The sequence below is a fragment of the Vibrio hepatarius genome (assembly GCF_043642085.1).
Lineage (GTDB): Bacteria > Pseudomonadota > Gammaproteobacteria > Enterobacterales > Vibrionaceae > Vibrio > Vibrio hepatarius_C.
The window spans coordinates 57,314-74,801 of record NZ_JBHZSA010000004.1 but is presented as its reverse complement, the minus strand read 5'-3'; the positions used below and the strand labels follow the sequence as shown (position 1 = coordinate 74,801).

Sequence of the window (17,488 nt, the reverse complement as noted above, 5' to 3'; positions counted from 1 at the left end):
CGAGCACAATAGCCGCAGTAAAATTATCGAGTGCGGCTTTTCGAAATCACCAATTCGAAAGTTTCGACCTCGGTCAGGGAGTAATAAGTGAAGCAAATACCAAGACACCAGCAGATCATTGAGCTGGTTCAAAAGCAGGGCTACGTCAGCACGGATGAACTGGTAGAGAAGTTTAATGTTAGCCCGCAAACCATCCGCCGCGATCTCAACGAGCTTGCCGATGACAATAAAATTCGTCGATACCACGGTGGTGCCACTATCCCACTAAGCTCGGAAAACACCAGCTACACAACTCGTAAGTCAATGAACTTTAATGAAAAAGATCTTATTGCCGAAGAGTTGGTAAAGCATATTCCAGATGGTGCCACGCTGTTTATTGATATTGGCACCACGCCTGAAGCGGTTGCGCGAGCACTGAACAAAAACCATAAGCAGCTACGTGTTGTGACCAACAATATTAACGTTGCCACTATTTTGTTACCTAACCCTGAATTCAAAGTCATTTTGGCTGGCGGTGAGGTTCGTAATCGCGACGGCGGTATCGTGGGTGAAGCAACACTCGATTTTGTTAAGCAGTTCCGTTTGGATTTCGGTATTCTCGGCATCAGTGGCATCGACTTTGACGGCTCACTGCTCGATTTCGATTACCATGAAGTGAGAGTCAAACAAGCGATTATAGAGAACAGCCGTAGCGTCTTCTTAGCCGTAGACCACACTAAATTTGGCCGTAATGCCATGGTTAAGCTCGGTAATATCTCCCAGCTACATATGCTGTTTACCAACCGACAACCACCAAAAGAGATTCAAACCATTCTCAAAGAGCACTCGATTCCATTGGAAGTTATCGAAAGTTATTCAGCCGAATAACAATCAAATTTGCTCATCACACGAAACCTTCTACACTTTGTAGAAGGTTTTTTTATGCCTGAATCACACAAAACGCTCATAAACGAAAATAAAAGATGATCAAGAACGAAACCTAAGCTACGATAATTTCATGTTCTAAAATGCTCGTTCGCTCACCAAGAGGTCAAATTTTATGAGTATCCAACACAATGCGACTGCATCGAATGCATCAGAAATTCTCGACTTGATCGTTATCGGTGGTGGCATTAATGGCGCAGGCATCGCAGCAGACGCTGCCGGCCGTGGTCTTTCTGTCGGCTTATATGAAGCCAATGACTTTGCTTCTGCAACATCTTCTGCAAGCTCAAAACTGATCCATGGCGGATTACGTTATCTTGAGCACTATGAGTTCCGTTTAGTCTCTGAAGCACTTGCAGAGCGTGAAGTGCTATTAAGAAAAGCACCTCATGTCGCTAGACCTATGCGTTTTCGTTTACCCCATCGCCCATTTTTACGCCCAGCATGGATGATTCGCTGTGGCTTATTCCTTTACGATAATTTGGGGAAACGCACCACCTTACCAGCAAGTAAAGGGGTGGATTTATCTAAGTCAGGCCTGCTCAAACCAGAAATGAAGAAAGGCTTTGAATATTCAGATTGCTGGGTGGACGATGCTCGTTTAGTGCTACTCAACGTCCTAGCAGCAAAAGAAAACAACGCTGAAATTCGCAACTATTGCCGAGTAGAAAAAGCGCATCGAGAAAATGGCATTTGGCATGTCACGGTACACGATGTGATGACCGATCAGCGCTTCGAGCGTAAAGCTAAAACCTTAGTGAATGCCGCTGGCCCTTGGGTGAAACAGTTCTTCGATGATGGTTTAGAGCAAGCTTCACCACGTAATATTCGCCTAATTAAAGGCTCGCACATTGTTGTGCCACGTATTCATGACGAACCACAAGCTTACATCCTACAAAACAAAGATAATCGTATCGTGTTTATGATCCCTTATCTGGATAAGTTTTCGATCATCGGCACCACTGATGTTGAGTACAAGGGCGATCCTAGAGAAGTAGCGATTTCCGATGATGAAGTGGATTACTTGATCGATATCGTCAACCAGCACTTCGTTAAACAACTAGAGCGTGACGATGTGGTGTGGACTTACAGTGGTGTTCGCCCACTGTGTGATGATGAATCAGACTCACCGCAAGCGATCACTCGCGACTACACCTTGGAACTGGATGCAGAACTCGATCAAGCTCCGCTCTTATCAGTATTCGGCGGCAAGCTCACCACCTACCGTAAACTGGGTGAAGCTGCGCTGAAAAAGCTTGAGCCGTATTTATCCAATATGGGCAGTCCTTGGACAGCGAATCAAACCTTACCAGGTGGTAACTTTAGCTGTAGCCGAGAGCAGCTCGCTCAAACGATCCAAGCCAAATACTCATGGTTACCTGAAGCCTTGATCCTACGTTACGTGACTCAATTTGGTACCTATACATGGAAACTGCTTGATGGAAAAACCAGTCTTGCCGATATGGGAACCCAGTTCTCGCAAGGTGCGCAAGGTGTTTATCAGCTCGAAATTGATTACTTGATCAATCACGAACTGGCGGTCACTCAAGAGGATATCTTATGGCGCCGCACAAAGCTGGGTCTCTATTTATCAGAAGAAGAACAGAGCGCTATTGCTGACTACATACAGCAATCACTGCAAGACAAAGTAGTGACAATAAATGAAGTCAATAAAGCGGGCTAATCCCAAACAAAAAAGGCTTGGTACATACCAAGCCTTTTCGTTTCTACAGTGCAATATAGTTAACCCGGATGCCCATCGACGCGGGCGTTAATCAGCATCTTGCCAAATCTCGCCACATACAAAGCAAACGCTAGTACCCACAACAGGGCACTGATATTCACGGCTTCAATTAGGTAGGCTGGGAAGAAAGCAGCACCAACACTGCGTACAATTGCCGCTAAAACGATCGCTGCAAAAGCAATGCTCATATTCGGCCCTTGATAAATAGCGCGACCAGTATGGCCCATGGTGACACGAGCGATCATCGCTAAGATCACCCCACCAATCGCACCAATGGCAAATAGGTGCAGCATATTGTGACTCATAAACGGATTGGTCAATAAACCACGCAATAACAAGCTAACCGGAATACACAGATAGGTTGCGTGCAATGACCAAACCAAAGGCTCGCTTAACGTACGCCAAGGCTGCCAACGCATCACTCTGACCAAATGAGCCAAACCAGAGATCACCATCAGCGGTTGACCAAGCTCGGCAAACGTCATCGGGAAGAAGCTCAAAATAAACAGACCCGCTAAAGGTAAGTTCGCAGCCCAATCTAACCAAACAATCGGCTGCGGCTTTTCAAAGTTGAAGCGTCGCGCCGTAAAAAATGGAATCACACGGCTACCCATAATAGATAGCAGCATGGTGAACCACCACAGCATCGCATGCCAAACCGCTGAAGAAGGAAATGGTGGCATCCCTTTAATCGTCGCGTAGCTAGCAAAGTTAGCAGCGATCGCTAAGACGAACAGAGGGACAAAAAATAGATTGCGCCACCCTTTTGCTTTCACTACCCGAGTGCCCACTTCATAAGCGGTAAACGCGAGGAACAGAGCTTCGATAGACGAAATCAGCCATAGCGGAGCTGGCGTCCAAAATAACACTCTTGGGATCACCCACAACATCACCAATATCGCTAATCGATGATGTTTCGTACCATTAACTCCAGTCCAGTTTTGCACTGCGGTCAATACAAAGCCTGCCACTATCGCCATCGCAAAGCCAAACAGCATCTCATGTACGTGCCACCACAGGGCTGGTACGTTTAGCGCTGACGGCTGTCCGGTTTGAAACATCCATACCCACAACGCAATGGCAATCACCGCGTATATAGAACCCAATAAGAAAAATGGTCTAAAGCCTAGACGCAATACGGGCGGAATCGCTTCTTCAACTTTTTTGTCAGTAATATTAAGCACTGAACAACTCCCAGCTATTAACTATGATTTTGTAAACTTGTTTAACTATTTTGACTATCGCAAGAAGTGTTCCAACTCTGAAAGGCTTTAAAAACAAGGGACTTCTCATAGGTTACGCCTGTAAAACAGTCATAAGGACACATTAAAATAAAGTCATTATGACTGCATTGTGTTTAAAATATTGATTTATTTTCTGGTCAAAGATGCTAGCTTAGATTGTTCAAGTGTCGCAGTAAGTTGGAGGGATGAATGACGCACTACATTTTTGGCTACGGAAGCTTAATGAATTCAGCTTCTCGTCAGTTGACCGGACAAACATCGCAAGCCGAACCCGCAACGGTGACTGGCCTTAAACGTTATTGGGGTAAAGTTGATGACAGCTATATCCTCTCCCCCCTTGTCGTCGATAAGGGCCACGGAAAGGTCAATGGTGTTTTATTGGCTGTCAGTGATCAAGGGTTAGCAGAATTTGATATTCGCGAGCGTGGTTATCATCGTATTCAGATAGAACTCGACAACATTGACTCATCACTTAGCTTTGCTCAGCAAGATCAAATCTGGGTCTACGTTAAAGATAGCCCTGAACCGCCCTGCTCATTAAGTCCAATCATGCAAACTTACGTCGATACCGTACTTGCAGGCTGTCTAGAAATCTCTGAGCAATTTGCTAAAGAGTTCGTTGAACATACCATCGGTTGGAACTTCCCATTAGAAAACGATCGTCATCAACCGAAATATGGCAACTTGGCGGGCGTAAAATCAGAGCACCATAATGTTATTGATGCTCTGGTGGCTGAAGCAAGAGCCTGAACAACCCTCAGCCTAATAGAGAGACAGTTCTAGTTAAACGATACGAACCCCAGCAGGCATTGAACGCTCTGGGGTAAGTAGTACACTTTCCGATTCATCATCCGTTTCTGCGCACAGTAACATGCACTCAGAGGTTTCACCGCGCATTTTCGCTTTCGCTAGGTTACACAGCACGACGACTTCTTTGCCCATCAATTGTTCTTCTGTGTAATAAGGCACAAGACTTGTCACCGTCTGCAGCGTTTTCTCACCGACATCAATTTGCACAATATAGAGCTTATCTGCGTTTTCGTGGCGAGCCACCTCAATGATTTTTCCGGTACGCATTTCCAATTTGGCGAAGTCAGTATAAGCGATCGTTTCCATGATAAACCTCAGTGCTTGTTGATTTGGTAAAATTTTACTAAAAGACAACGTTTACACTATCAGCAATCCTATGTATTACAAGTGGTAAAGATCTCATTTTTTTAATCTTAAATGTAATCAGATTGCGTTATTTACACGCTCAAGGTTAAATGGTCACAGTGAAATTTATTGAGGTCTAAAATGGCGACCATTAAAGATGTAGCACGAGAAGCCGGCGTCTCAATTGCTACTGTATCAAGAGTGATCAACAAATCTCCCAAAGCGAGTAAAGCATCGGTCGAGTCTGTCACCAAAGCGATGACGCAATTAGGCTATCGGCCAAATGCCGCAGCCAAAGCGCTCGTCAGTCAAAGCAGTAATACTGTTGGTGTTCTGGTGTCAGACGTATCGGATCCTTTCTTCGGTACACTGGTAAAATCGGTAGATAGCGTTGCGCATGAGCACGGCAAACATATCTTGATCGGCAATGGCTACCACGACCCAGAGCAAGAACGAAAAGCAATCGAGCTGCTCATCAACAATCGCTGTGAGGCGCTGGTCATTCACTCGAAAGGTCTATCCGATGAGGAACTACTCGGCTACGCCAAAGAAGTGAAAGGCTTGGTAGTGATCAATCGACACATCCCAGAAATCGCCGAGCGTTGTATCTCGCTGGATAACTACAAAGGCGCCTATCTTGCGACGGAGTATTTGATTCGTCACGGCCACAAAAAAATTGCTTGTGTCGCCTCTTCACACAATATTGAAGACTCCAACCAACGAGTTGAAGGCTATTTAGCCGCACTACGAGAAAACAATATCTCGCTGCCGGATAACTACATTGAATATGGTGAGCCAGACAGTGATGGCGGTGAAGTAGCGATGACTAACCTGCTGACTAAGTCGGTCGATATCACCGCAGTTGTTGCCTATAACGACTATATGGCGGCTGGCGCGTTATCGGTGTTGGATGAAAATGGGCTCAAAGTGCCAGAGCAGATTTCAATGATGGGCTTTGATGATGGCTTGATTGCCCGTTACGTGAGCCCACGCTTAACAACCATCCGCTATCCAATCGCTATGATGGCTGAACGTGCCGCGCACTTAGCCTTAAACCTTGCTAAGGCCGAGCAAACAAGTACTGACGCTATGGTGTTCACACCAACTTTAGTCAGACGAAACTCGGTCGAAAAAGTCTCCAACTAAATCAAAATAAAAAGGGCATCACTTTTCAGCGATGCCCTTTAATTATCTCAAAACCAGATTACGCGACGCCGTGACCTTTCGACGCCACCCAAACTCGATACCATTGCTCTTGAGTCAGAGTTAGCTCCAATGCACCAACCGCCGTTTTAACGCGCTCAATGTTGCCGCTGCCAATAATCGGTACTGGCTTTGACGGCATCTTCATTACCCAAGCAAACAGCACTTGATCAATAGATGCAGCGCCAATTTCTTCAGCAATGTCAGTCAACGTGTCACGAAGACGGACCATTTGCTCACTGTTGTCTGTGAAGATGCCACCACCCGCTAAACAAGACCAAGCCATCGGCTGAACGCGGTGGCGTTGTAGTTGATCTAAGGTGCCGTCTTCTGTGACCTGCAGGTTAACTGGGTTAATCTCTACTTGGTTGGTGACCAGTGGCGTATCTAGACGTGATTGCAGTAACTCAAACTGAGATGGCGTAAAGTTCGATACACCAAAGTGTTTCACTTTACCCGCCGCTTTTAACTGGGCAAAAGCCTCAGCCGCTTCATCCGCATCCATCAATAAATCAGGACGGTGCAGCAATAACACATCCAATTGCTCTGTTTTTAGGCGAGAAAGTGACGCTTCAGCCGAGGCAATGATCGCCGTTTTGCTGCTATCGTAATGGTTAACTTGCTTACCTTCTCCGCGATAAATACCGCATTTGGAGACAATTTCAATCTGGTCACGCAGACTAGGGTCAAGCGATAGAACATCACCAAACATGCGCTCACATGCTGACTCTGGACCATATACAGGAGCATGGTCGACTGTGGTAATCCCCAGTTCAATATGCTGTTTAACAAAAGCGTGTTGCTGCTGAGTGGTCATGTTCCACTCAGCCATACGCCAGTAACCTTGAATCAGTGGCGAAAATACCGGATGCGTCTTCTGCATGTTATATACCCTTATTTTGGTTTGCGACGTAGCCGTACTACGCGCTGTGCTGCACCCAGTATACTGACTGCGCTAACTGCGATTAAACCACTTAACCAGAAAAGATAATTCGATATAACGCACAATAGGCTCACTTTAATTTCTTATATAGCACGATATAATCACCATCATTAGCGGCTATTAAGAGATCTAACCATGCACAAGATGCACAAACGCTTTGAACGCTACGCTCTATTTAGTGAAGTAGCTAAGCAGTTAAGCTTTTCGAAAGCCGCAGAGTCACTGGGTATTTCTCGCAGCTACTTATCCTCTCAAATCAACCAACTTGAACAAGAGCTTGCCACCAGCTTATTGATCCGCTCGACGCGCAGTGTGCGACTCACCGCGGCAGGTGAGAAAATATTAGCCAAGATGCATGGCATTAACGCTTCAATCCTTGAGCTAGAAAAAGAGCTCGACCATACCAAGTCTGAGGTGAGTGGCCTGCTGCGTATTACTGCACCAACCATTTTTAGCCACCGATTCTTAGTCGACATCTGCCATCAATTTCAACAGCTTCATCCTGACATCGAATTTGATCTCGACATCGGCTATAACCGCCAAGATTTGGCTAACAGCCATTTTGATTTAGCCATTCGCGCCACCAACACTCCACCCGATAATATGGTGGCGAAGAAGCTGATGCCATACCAACATATTTGCTGCGCTTCACCGGACTATTTAGCCCGCAAAGGAACCCCACTGACACCGAGTGATTTGATTGAACACAACTGTATGTCCGATCCAAACTTGCGCCAGTGGCAGTTTTCAAAACAAGGTAAGAGTGAGCAAGTCAGCACGCATGGTGATATGTTGATCAGCGACAATCAGTTATTGCTCGCTGCGGCAGAAAAAGGCAAAGGCATCATTAAAATGCCCTGTTACTTAGTTCAGCCAGCACTCGATGACGGCTCTCTGGTTCAACTGCTGCAAGATTACGTGATTGCCGAAAGCGCTATTTACCTGATCTATCCGCCGCAACTAAGAAGTAGCGCCAAACTGTCCGCCTTTACCGATTTTATGCAGCAGTGGTTTGAAACTCGCGCCTAGCTCCAGACATAAAAAAACCACTTCCAATCGCTTGGAAGTGGTGTCGGATAGTCGACTAAATGTTTGCAAATGTATATGGACAATAAATCTGTTACGCCAGCTCAGCGACCTTAGCTGGAGCCGGAGTGCGAATTAGGTAATCAAACGCACCTAAACTTGCTTTAGCACCTTCACCCATCGCAATAATGATCTGCTTGTAAGGAACGGTTGTTACATCACCTGCAGCAAATACACCTTTCATTGATGTCGCGCCGTGAGCGTCAATCACAATCTCACCACGAGGAGAGAGTTCTACCTTCGTTCCTTTCAGCCATTCGCTGTTTGGCATCAAACCAATTTGAACAAAAATACCCGCAAGTTCAATCTGCTTAAGCTCGTCTGTATTTCGGTCTTTGTACTCTAGACCTGTCACGCGATTACCATCACCAAGCACTTGAGTCGTTTGCGCCATTTTGATGATTTCAATGTTTGGCGTTGCGTTAGCTTTGTCGATAAGGACTTGGTCAGCGCGCAGTGTGTCAGCAAACTCAAGAACCGTTACGTGCTCAACAATACCCGCAAGGTCAATCGCTGCTTCAATACCTGAGTTACCACCACCGATAACCGCCGTTTTCTTACCTTTGAACAGTGGACCGTCACAGTGTGGGCAGTAAGCGACACCTTTATTGCGGTACTCTTGCTCACCCGGTACGTTCATCTCACGCCAGCGTGCACCAGTGCTAGTGATCACAGAGCGAGCTCGTAATACTGCGCCGCTTTCAAGTTCAACGTGGATGTAACCATCTTCGCTATCTTCAGCATCGATAATGTTCGCAGCGCGCTGCTCAGTCATTACTTCTACGCCGTACTCTTTTACGTGCTCTTCTAGGCTCGCGACTAACTTAGGACCGGTTGTCGCTTTAACTGAGATAAAGTTTTCAATCGCCATGGTATCCATCACTTGGCCACCAAAACGGTCTGCAACCACACCAGTGCGAATACCTTTACGCGCTGCGTAGATTGCCGCTGAAGAACCAGCTGGACCACCACCGACAACCAAAACATCAAACGGTGCTTGTTCATTCAAGCTCGCCGCTTTCTTCTCTGCTGCGCCTGAGTCTACTTTGTTAAGGATTTCAGCCAGAGACATGCGACCTTGACCAAACAGTTCCCCATTAACAAACACACTTGGTACTGCCATGATGTCGCGTGATTTCACTTCATCTTGGAATGCCGCACCATCAATCATAGTGGTTTTGATTAGCGGGTTGATTGCCGACATCATATTGAATGCCTGAACCACCTCTGGACAGTTTTGGCACGATAGCGAGATAAAGATTTCAACATTCAGCTCTTTATCTAACTGTTTAATCTGCTCGATTACGTCCGCTTCCAATTTAATTGGGTGACCGCCGCTATGAAGCAGTGCAAGTACTAGAGAAGTAAACTCATGACCCATTGGCAGACCCGCAAAACCAATCGCAGTACCTTTCTCTTGGTTCACAACCTGCATGATTGGCTTACGTTCACTTGCGCTGTCATCACGTGATACTTGAACTTTATCAGTCAGTGACGCGATATCGTCAGCAAGCGCTTGTAGCTTAGTTGCGGTTTCGCTGCTATCAAGGCTAAGAACAAGTTGAACGTCTGTTTTTAGGTTTTCTAGGTATGCTTTAAGCTGCTGCTTCATCGCTTGGTCTAACATAATCGTGCCTTCCCGAATTTGTATAAAATCTGTTTCGTGATGCGCTCTTTTGCGCTGATGGAGTTAGTTTGCCGTGATCGCTAAGATTGGTAAATTCGAACGTTTCTATCACTTTGGTAGGCAAAAACTATCAGAAAACAAATAAGCCCAGAGCTAGGGATAAAAACAAAAAAGCCACACCGAATAACGATGTGGCTTTACTGTTAGGGCGGTACACCGAGCCCTTTAGGAGCGCAGACTCAATGTACCTTTAACGAGGTTCTAATTAATTAGAGCTTAGATTTTACCTACTAGGTCTAGAGATGGTGCTAGTGTCTCTTCACCTTCTTTCCATTTAGCTGGGCAAACTTCACCTGGGTTGTTTGCAACGTACTGTGCAGCTTTTACTTTACGTAGTAGGTCTTCAGCGTCACGACCGATACCTTCAGCAGTGATTTCCATCGCTTGGATAACACCTTGTGGGTCGATTAGGAACGTAGCACGGTCTGCTAGACCTTGACCTTCACGCATTACGTTGAAGTTGTTAGTGATAGTGCCTGTTTGGTCACCTACCATGAAGTATTCAATAGTGCCGATCTTATCTGAAGTATCGTGCCACGCTTTGTGTGAGAAGTGAGTATCTGTTGATACTGAGTAAACTTCTACGCCGCGAGATTGTAGTTCTGCGTATTTTTCTTGTAGGTCAACAAGCTCTGTTGGACATACGAAAGTAAAATCAGCTGGGTAGAAGAAGAATACTGCCCACTTACCTTTCACATCTTGCTCTGTGATTTCTACGAATTCGCCGTTTTTGAATGCTGTTGCGTTGAATGGTTTGATTTCTGTGTTGATCATGATTTTACTCTCTTTCTAATCTAGTGTTTGTGAACGCTGCCTTGCGTCGATGGAGATATATTGCCCCGAGCGACTTAATAGGTAAATTTGAACGTTTCTATTGCTCTGATAGGGAATAACTATCGAAGCTAATAGGAAGCAGTTATCAAACAGGAAAAGAGCAATGGTGTATTAGAGGTGCGCTGTAGCAGTTTAAACAAGGTTGCGCTAAAGTGAGTTCCACTCTTGACTGCAACCTCCCTACTCCAACAGTTATGATTTCGGTTCCGCTAAACAGCTTTGTTCACCGCGTCGCAGATAAAGCGCAAGTCATTCAGCTTATGACAGAGCAAGGCTGCCAGATAAAGCGTATTCGACGTTCACGCAATTGGTTGCTTAGTGGAGAAGAAGCGTCGTTACGGCAATTGAAGAGCCAATTAACCACAGAAGATACGCGATGGATTGTAGCCGCGATCGATAAAACATTACCGACGCCAGTGGTTGACCTAGCGACTCTGATTGCGAATTCACCCAATATCACTATCAATCAATTAGTCGCCCAATCTGGCTGCACGGTTTCAGAGGCAAGGCTGGCCATCGACAAGTTCGAAGATTTGTAGTTTTCAAGCATAAAAAACGCCAGTCACTCGACTGGCGTTATTGTCATAAAAACAGATTCGTCCGCGTTAAAAACCAAATTGATAAGTGGTTTTATAGCGATACTCGTCACCCGGAAGCAGAATACAACTTGGCTGCTGCCACTCAGGATGATTAGGCGAGTCAGGCAAAAACTGAGTCTCTAGCGCCAGCCCGGAATAGTCAGCATACTCTTGACCGTCTCTCGCAGGCGTTCCTGCCAACCAGTTACCTGTATAGAGCTGCATTGCTGGCTTATCGGTCATCACCGACACACTCACTTGCTGATCTTGACTGACTAGAGTGGCAACAGGGCTTTGAGTGTCACGACTCGGATCTAGCCAGTAACTATGATCATAGCCTTTAGCAGCTTGCTGTTGCTCATCCGCGAGAAGATCTTGGTTAACACTCTTGGCATGTCGAAAATCGAATCCGGTTCCTTGTACTGTTTCTAACTCACCAAGAGGAATGCCGACATCACTGGTTGGCAAGTAATAATCAGCCTTGATAGTCAGTTGGTGATGACGCGCATCTAGCTCACCACCCGCACCATTAAGATTAAAATAGGCGTGATTAGTTAAGTTCACTGGCGTGGCTTGATCGGCATGAGCGATATATTCAATATCAAATTTGCCATCATCATTTAGCTGATAACGAACGGATACCCCTAAGTTGCCCGGAAAGCCTTGGTCACCATCGGCTGAATGCAAACTAAACACCACGCAGTGGGTACTTTGCTCGACGATGTTCCAGCGCAATTTATCAAACCCTGACACACCGCCATGTAAGCAGTTCCCCGCTTGGTTGGTCACCAGTTGATAGTCATGACCATTAATATGGAAACGACCATTGGCAATACGGTTTGCATAACGACCAACTGTTACCCCCATGTAACTTTGTTGGCACTCGAAGTCAGACATGGACCCTACACCCAATACAACTTCACGATGCTCCCCGCATGCCAAGGGTAGCCGACAACTGAGCCAAGTGGCCCCGATGTCCATCAACACAATGCTAACCCCCGATGCATTGGTCAATTCCACAAGCTGAGCAGGCTTACCATCATAGGCTGGCTGCTCAGCCATTGTTTGAAAAAGAGGATGAGTCATTGTGTTCATTACTCCACAATGCCTGCGCCATCTTTTGCTTGGCAGACGTAAATGGACTCTTTAAGCCCCGTTGCTGCTTGATACTTTTCTTCAACCGCAGCTTTCACTTGCTCAACCAGCGCTGGCGGCATCACAGAAACAATACAGCCACCAAAACCGCCGCCTGTCATACGCACGCCGCCTTGTTCGCCGATTACCTCTTTGACGATATCTACTAGGGTATCAATCTCAGGCACGGTGATTTCAAAGTCATCACGCATTGAAGCATGAGACTGAGCCATTAATTCCCCCATACGCTGCATATTGTGGTTACGCAGTGCCTCTGCCGCTTCTACGGTGCGATCATTTTCGGTGATAACGTGGCGAGCTCGTTTAGCCACCATCACATCTAACTCATCAACTTTACTATTGAACTTCTCAATAGTGACATCACGCAATGCTTTTACACCAAAGATGCGAGCCGCTTCTTCACATTGCTCACGGCGAGTGTTGTATTCGCTATCAACCAAACCACGTTTCTTGTTTGAGTTGATGATAACAACGGCCATATCCTCAGGCATGGATACAGCCGTCGCTTCCAAACTGCGACAATCAAGCAGCATTGCATGATTCTCTTGGCCTTCCGCTGAAATCATCTGATCCATGATTCCACAATTACAGCCAACAAATTCATTTTCAGCTTGCTGACCATTCAATGCGATTTCGGCTTGACTGATTTCTAGATTGAACAGTACTTTAAACGTTTGACCAATCACGACTTCTAGGGCTGCGGATGAGCTTAAACCCGCGCCTTGAGGGACGTTACCGCTTACCGCGATATCGGCACCAGTAAATTGATAGCCGCGAGCAAGAAGGCACTTAACGACACCGCGAATGTAGTTCGCCCACATTTTGTCTTGCTGGAAGGTGATCTCTTCAGTTAAGTCGAACTGATCGGTTTCATTGCCGTAATCTACTGACACAACACGCACGATATTGTCATCGCGCTTAGTCGCAGCCACCACCGTCTGATAGTTAATGGCACATGGTAGGACAAAACCATCGTTGTAATCGGTGTGCTCACCAATCAGGTTTACCCGACCAGGCGCTTGAATGATGTGGCTCGGCGCGTAGCCCAGCACCTGTGCAAAAGAAGTTTTAACGTTTTGGATTAGATCAGACATAGGTAATTCTCAAACTGTTTTATTCTTAAATAGCAGCTCAAATATCAAGCCACGATAATCACACCTCTTAAATAGTTGGAGTTGCAGCTAGGCGACAAACGAATTCAACCCTATGAGCATAGATTCTCTATGTGATTAGGGAGAATTTGTGCAGTCAACAACGCTGCAGCTTCAAATATGACAGAGGTTATTGTTCTTTGTAATGCACATCGCTCAAGTCACGAAGACGCTGCGCCGCTTGCTCAGCGGTAAGGTCACGTTGGCTTTCTGCCAGCATTTCATAGCCGACCATAAACTTACGAACCGTTGCACTGCGCAGCAGTGGTGGATAGAACAGCGCGTGCAACTGCCAATGGTCAATATCAGTGCCTTGTTCAAAGAATGGCGCGTAATGCCAGCCCATTGAGTACGGGAAAGAACATTGGAATAGATTGTCGTAGCGGCTAGTCAGCTTCTTGATTGCAACAGCGAGATCGTCACGTTGCTCATCGGTCAGTTCACTCATGCGGCGAATGTGCGTTTTTGGCAACAGCATGGTTTCGAATGGCCACGCCGCCCAGTAAGGAACTACCGCAATCCAATGTTCGGTTTCTACCACTGTGCGCGAGCCGTCTTGCCTCTCTGCCTGTACATAATCGACAAGAAGGTTGGAGCCTTGCTGTTCAAAGTACTGTTTAAGAAACTTTTCTTTACGCTCAATTTCGTTTGGCAAGAAACTGTTGGCCCAAATTTGACCGTGTGGGTGAGGCTGTGAGCAGCCCATGGTTTCGCCTTTGTTCTCAAACGCTTGAACCCAGACGTAGTCTTTGCCTAACTCTTCGATTTGCTCGTTCCAGGTATCAATCACGCCGCGGATTTGTTCAACAGACAGCTCTGGTAGCGTTTTGCTGTGATCTGGAGAAAAACAGATCACACGACTTAAACCACGTACGCCTTGAGTTCTAAACAAAGGGTTGTCTGACTTTGGCGCTTTAGGCGAGTCGGTCATCAACGCCGCGAAGTCATTTTTGAACACATAAGTACCTTGGTAGTCAGGATTTACATCACCAGAAATACGTTCATTGGTCGGACAAAGGAAACACTTCTCGTCATAGCTAGGTAACTCATCAATCGCTGGTTTCTCATCAGCGCCGCTCCATGGACGCTTTGCACGGTGAGGGGATACCAAAATCCATTGACCTGTTAATGGGTTATAGCGACGGTGTGGGTGATCTACTGAGTTAAATTCAACATTCGACATCTTAGTTACTCAACTTTAAAAATTATAGTTCCGCATTCCCCAATGAAATTGGAGTTGCAGCTAGGCAGCAAGCTTTCCAATTTCCATGAGCATAGATCTTCTATGTGATTGGAATTGGAAAGCGCAGATAACAACGCTGTGGCTTCAATTACGCAGGGGAATAGCCGTGCGGGTTATTTGACTGCCACTTCCAAGTATCGGCCGTCATCTCATCGACACTGCGAGTGGCTTTCCAACCGAGTTCTCGCTCCGCTTTATCAGTGCTTGCCCAACACTCAGCGATGTCACCTGGGCGACGCGGGCACATTTCGTAGACAATAGGTGCACCGCAAGCTTTACCAAAGGCATCGACCATTTCTAAAACACTTGAGCCTTTGCCTGTACCTAAGTTGTAAATATGCAGGCCAGCTTTTTCACCCACAGCCTTTAGCGCCGCAATATGCCCTTCGGCGAGATCCATCACATGGATATAATCGCGAACTCCGGTTCCATCTGGGGTTGGGTAGTCATTACCAAATACGGATAAAGACTCTCGGCGCCCGACCGCAACTTGAGCAATAAATGGCATCAGGTTATTTGGAATGCCTTGAGGGTCTTCGCCCATGGTGCCTGATGGGTGTGCCCCAACAGGGTTGAAGTAACGCAGTAAGGTAATGCTCCAATCGTTTTCCGCGTTAAACAGATCGCTCAAGCACTCTTCCACCATATACTTGCTGCGACCATATGGGTTGGTTGTTTGGCCCGTTGGTGAATCTTCAGTAATCGGCACCACTTCTGGGTCGCCATACACAGTCGCAGAAGAGCTAAAGACAATGCTTTTTACCCCTGCTTTACGCATCGAACGCGCCAGTACGAGGGTGCCATTAACATTGTTATCGTAATATTCGAGAGGTTTGGCTACAGATTCTCCCACCGCTTTTAAGCCAGCAAAATGAATGACCGCTTTAATGTCGTGTCGATTGAACACCTCATCTAAGAAGGCTTCGTCACGAATATCGCCTAAGTAAAATTGCGGTTTTGTCCCTGTTAGCGCTTCGATACGATCCAATACCGCGTCTTTTGCATTACATAAGTTATCAATGATGATCGGTTCCATACCCGTCTCGATCATCTGTACGCAGGTATGACTGCCGATGTATCCCATTCCGCCTGTAACAAGAACTTTCACGTCTCGCTCTCCTACTCAATAAGCATTTTTACGATCATTTCAGTGCCGCATATTCACGCCACACTCTTCAATGACGAAAAGTCTATCAGTCACCGCAGGGAAAGATCCGTGATCAATTTCTCGTTATGTAAACGTTTCCACAAAATTCTCACATTGAGGCGAAGAAAAGCCCTGAAATGATTTCTGTTTAGTAAAACCACCTTTACCACACTCAAAAAGCTTATAATTTCGCCAATAAAAGCGCATTTGCGAGGGGAAACTGTTCCTTGAAAAGGATTTTTACTAAAAATTGGTGATTACTGCGTTGGATTGATTACAATGAAAGGCAATAAAATAATGCCCAGTTTTAGAGCACGTATAGGGATATAAGAATTAATGGCAACACTTAAAGATATTGCAGGTGAGGCAGGCGTCTCTTTAGCGACGGTATCACGAGTACTGAACGACGACCCTACTCTCAGTGTAAAAGAAGAAACAAAGCACCGAATCCTAGAGATTGCCGAAAAGCTCGAATACAAAACCAGCAGCTCAAAAAAAGCCATCTTAGCGCAAAAACAGAACCACCACTTTTTAGCACTGTACAACTATAAGCAAGAAGCCGAAGTTAACGATCCCTACTACTTATCGATTCGTCACGGCATTGAAACTCAGTGTGACAAACTAGGTATTGAATTGACCAATTGCTATGACAACGATATTCAAATAGGCGACAGTAAAGTTACTGGTGTGCTCTTGGTTGGTCGCAGTAACTCTAAAACATTAGCGGAGGTTAAAAAGCTGACCGACAACATTTGCTATGTCGACTTCAGTGACAATGACTCCATCTACGATTCGGTCGACATTGACCTATCTCGTATCAGCAAAGAAATCACTGACTTCTTCATCGAACAAGGCTATCAACGTATCGGCTTTATTGGTGGTCAAGATGTAGCAAACACGCCTGACATTCGTGAAGTAGCCTTTGCTGAGTATGGCCAGCTAAAGGGGGTCGTGTCACTGGATGATATCTATCGCGGTGAATTTACTAGCTCATCAGGCTATAAACTCGCTAAAGAAATGCTCGCTAAACCGGACTACCCAAGCGCACTATTTATCGCCTCTGATTCGATTGCCATCGGTGTACTCAGAGCCATTCACGAGCATGGTTTGAATATCCCGCAAGATATCTCGCTGATTAGCGTCAATGACATTCCAACCGCTAAGTTTACCTTCCCGTCTCTATCTACGGTACGTATCCACTCTGAAATGATGGGTGTTCAAGGGGTAAACTTATTGGTCGAAAAGTCGCGTGATGGAAGAGCGCTGCCGCTACAAGTTTACGTTCCAAGTAAATTAAAGTTACGCGATACAACCAAACACTAAAAACTGACCTAATTAATAATATAAGGCACTGATTACAGTGCCTTTTTATTTTTCTGCTTATATTTCCCCTT

General features: G+C 45.9%; 16 protein-coding genes. 7 read left to right on the top strand and 9 right to left on the bottom strand.

Annotated elements, in window-relative coordinates:
- Positions 1-87 precede the first annotated feature (87 nt).
- Positions 88-867 carry a DeoR/GlpR family transcriptional regulator gene (locus ACHUFZ_RS09645; protein ID WP_004413043.1) on the top strand — a complete coding sequence of 260 codons (780 nt, stop codon included), beginning with the start codon at positions 88-90 and terminating at the stop codon, positions 865-867.
- Positions 868-1,039: 172 nt separating this feature from the next.
- A complete protein-coding gene (gene glpD / locus ACHUFZ_RS09640; protein WP_394127006.1) occupies positions 1,040-2,608 on the top strand; it encodes a glycerol-3-phosphate dehydrogenase in 1,569 nt (522 codons plus the stop codon).
- A gap of 59 nt (positions 2,609-2,667) precedes the next feature.
- On the opposite strand, the gene ACHUFZ_RS09635 is transcribed toward glpD, so the two are convergent.
- Positions 2,668-3,852 (bottom strand): NnrS family protein, encoded by a 1,185-nt coding sequence (locus ACHUFZ_RS09635; protein ID WP_394127005.1) that lies wholly within the window; start codon positions 3,850-3,852, stop codon positions 2,668-2,670.
- Between the two features lie 249 nt (positions 3,853-4,101).
- Between ACHUFZ_RS09635 and ACHUFZ_RS09630 the strand changes: the two genes are divergently transcribed.
- Entirely contained in the window at positions 4,102-4,662 is a 561-nt protein-coding gene (locus ACHUFZ_RS09630; protein ID WP_394127004.1) for a gamma-glutamylcyclotransferase family protein, read from the top strand.
- A gap of 33 nt (positions 4,663-4,695) precedes the next feature.
- Here the strand turns inward: ACHUFZ_RS09630 and ACHUFZ_RS09625 are convergent, their stop codons facing one another.
- Positions 4,696-5,028, bottom strand: a complete 333-nt coding sequence (locus ACHUFZ_RS09625) for a tRNA-binding protein (protein ID WP_053440651.1) — start codon at positions 5,026-5,028, stop codon at positions 4,696-4,698.
- Between the two features lie 180 nt (positions 5,029-5,208).
- On the opposite strand from ACHUFZ_RS09625, the gene ACHUFZ_RS09620 reads away from it, so the two are divergent.
- Complete coding sequence (locus tag ACHUFZ_RS09620) at positions 5,209-6,213, top strand: substrate-binding domain-containing protein (protein ID WP_134835659.1); 1,005 nt, start codon at positions 5,209-5,211, stop codon at positions 6,211-6,213.
- A gap of 58 nt (positions 6,214-6,271) precedes the next feature.
- Here ACHUFZ_RS09620 and ACHUFZ_RS09615 read toward each other — a convergent pair whose 3' ends face one another.
- Entirely contained in the window at positions 6,272-7,153 is an 882-nt protein-coding gene (locus ACHUFZ_RS09615; RefSeq protein WP_394127003.1) for an aldo/keto reductase, read from the bottom strand.
- Positions 7,154-7,348: 195 nt separating this feature from the next.
- Between ACHUFZ_RS09615 and ACHUFZ_RS09610 the strand changes: the two genes are divergently transcribed.
- Positions 7,349-8,242: a LysR family transcriptional regulator gene (locus ACHUFZ_RS09610; RefSeq protein WP_394127002.1), complete on the top strand. Its 894-nt coding sequence runs from the start codon at positions 7,349-7,351 to the stop codon at positions 8,240-8,242.
- Between the two features lie 91 nt (positions 8,243-8,333).
- On the opposite strand, the gene ahpF is transcribed toward ACHUFZ_RS09610, so the two are convergent.
- Positions 8,334-9,926, bottom strand: a complete 1,593-nt coding sequence (ahpF, locus tag ACHUFZ_RS09605; protein WP_394127001.1) for an alkyl hydroperoxide reductase subunit F — start codon at positions 9,924-9,926, stop codon at positions 8,334-8,336.
- Between the two features lie 276 nt (positions 9,927-10,202).
- Positions 10,203-10,760, bottom strand: coding sequence for an alkyl hydroperoxide reductase subunit C (gene ahpC / locus ACHUFZ_RS09600; RefSeq protein ID WP_004413034.1), 558 nt, complete (start codon positions 10,758-10,760; stop codon positions 10,203-10,205).
- Positions 10,761-11,014: 254 nt separating this feature from the next.
- On the opposite strand from ahpC, the gene ACHUFZ_RS09595 reads away from it, so the two are divergent.
- On the top strand, positions 11,015-11,359 hold the full coding sequence (locus ACHUFZ_RS09595) for a ribosome recycling factor family protein (RefSeq protein WP_394127331.1): 345 nt from the start codon (positions 11,015-11,017) through the stop codon (positions 11,357-11,359).
- A gap of 66 nt (positions 11,360-11,425) precedes the next feature.
- On the opposite strand, the gene galM is transcribed toward ACHUFZ_RS09595, so the two are convergent.
- The 4 genes from galM to galE form a co-directional block, all read right to left on the bottom strand.
- Complete coding sequence (gene galM / locus ACHUFZ_RS09590; RefSeq protein WP_394127000.1) at positions 11,426-12,484, bottom strand: galactose-1-epimerase; 1,059 nt, start codon at positions 12,482-12,484, stop codon at positions 11,426-11,428.
- Positions 12,485-12,492: 8 nt separating this feature from the next.
- Positions 12,493-13,647, bottom strand: coding sequence for a galactokinase (gene galK / locus ACHUFZ_RS09585; RefSeq protein ID WP_394126999.1), 1,155 nt, complete (start codon positions 13,645-13,647; stop codon positions 12,493-12,495).
- Between the two features lie 187 nt (positions 13,648-13,834).
- On the bottom strand, positions 13,835-14,887 hold the full coding sequence (locus ACHUFZ_RS09580; protein ID WP_394126998.1) for a UDP-glucose--hexose-1-phosphate uridylyltransferase: 1,053 nt from the start codon (positions 14,885-14,887) through the stop codon (positions 13,835-13,837).
- 148 nt (positions 14,888-15,035) lie between these two features.
- Complete coding sequence (gene galE / locus ACHUFZ_RS09575; RefSeq protein ID WP_394126997.1) at positions 15,036-16,055, bottom strand: UDP-glucose 4-epimerase GalE; 1,020 nt, start codon at positions 16,053-16,055, stop codon at positions 15,036-15,038.
- Positions 16,056-16,430: 375 nt separating this feature from the next.
- Between galE and ebgR the strand changes: the two genes are divergently transcribed.
- On the top strand, positions 16,431-17,417 hold the full coding sequence (gene ebgR / locus ACHUFZ_RS09570; RefSeq protein WP_394126996.1) for a transcriptional regulator EbgR: 987 nt from the start codon (positions 16,431-16,433) through the stop codon (positions 17,415-17,417).
- Positions 17,418-17,488 lie beyond the last annotated feature (71 nt).

What these genes read in the sequence shown, in the direction of transcription:
- galM (WP_394127000.1), bottom strand. Translation starts at nt 12,484, where the DNA reads ATGACTCATCCTCTTTTTCAAACAATGGCTGAGCAGCCAGCCTATGAT.
- ebgR (WP_394126996.1), top strand. Translation starts at nt 16,431, where the DNA reads ATGGCAACACTTAAAGATATTGCAGGTGAGGCAGGCGTCTCTTTAGCG.
- ahpC (WP_004413034.1), bottom strand. Translation starts at nt 10,760, where the DNA reads ATGATCAACACAGAAATCAAACCATTCAACGCAACAGCATTCAAAAAC.
- ACHUFZ_RS09620 (WP_134835659.1), top strand. Translation starts at nt 5,209, where the DNA reads ATGGCGACCATTAAAGATGTAGCACGAGAAGCCGGCGTCTCAATTGCT.
- glpD (WP_394127006.1), top strand. Translation starts at nt 1,040, where the DNA reads ATGAGTATCCAACACAATGCGACTGCATCGAATGCATCAGAAATTCTC.
- ACHUFZ_RS09615 (WP_394127003.1), bottom strand. Translation starts at nt 7,153, where the DNA reads ATGCAGAAGACGCATCCGGTATTTTCGCCACTGATTCAAGGTTACTGG.
- ahpF (WP_394127001.1), bottom strand. Translation starts at nt 9,926, where the DNA reads ATGTTAGACCAAGCGATGAAGCAGCAGCTTAAAGCATACCTAGAAAAC.
- ACHUFZ_RS09625 (WP_053440651.1), bottom strand. Translation starts at nt 5,028, where the DNA reads ATGGAAACGATCGCTTATACTGACTTCGCCAAATTGGAAATGCGTACC.
- ACHUFZ_RS09580 (WP_394126998.1), bottom strand. Translation starts at nt 14,887, where the DNA reads ATGTCGAATGTTGAATTTAACTCAGTAGATCACCCACACCGTCGCTAT.
- ACHUFZ_RS09595 (WP_394127331.1), top strand. Translation starts at nt 11,015, where the DNA reads ATGATTTCGGTTCCGCTAAACAGCTTTGTTCACCGCGTCGCAGATAAA.
- ACHUFZ_RS09630 (WP_394127004.1), top strand. Translation starts at nt 4,102, where the DNA reads ATGACGCACTACATTTTTGGCTACGGAAGCTTAATGAATTCAGCTTCT.
- galK (WP_394126999.1), bottom strand. Translation starts at nt 13,647, where the DNA reads ATGTCTGATCTAATCCAAAACGTTAAAACTTCTTTTGCACAGGTGCTG.
- ACHUFZ_RS09610 (WP_394127002.1), top strand. Translation starts at nt 7,349, where the DNA reads ATGCACAAGATGCACAAACGCTTTGAACGCTACGCTCTATTTAGTGAA.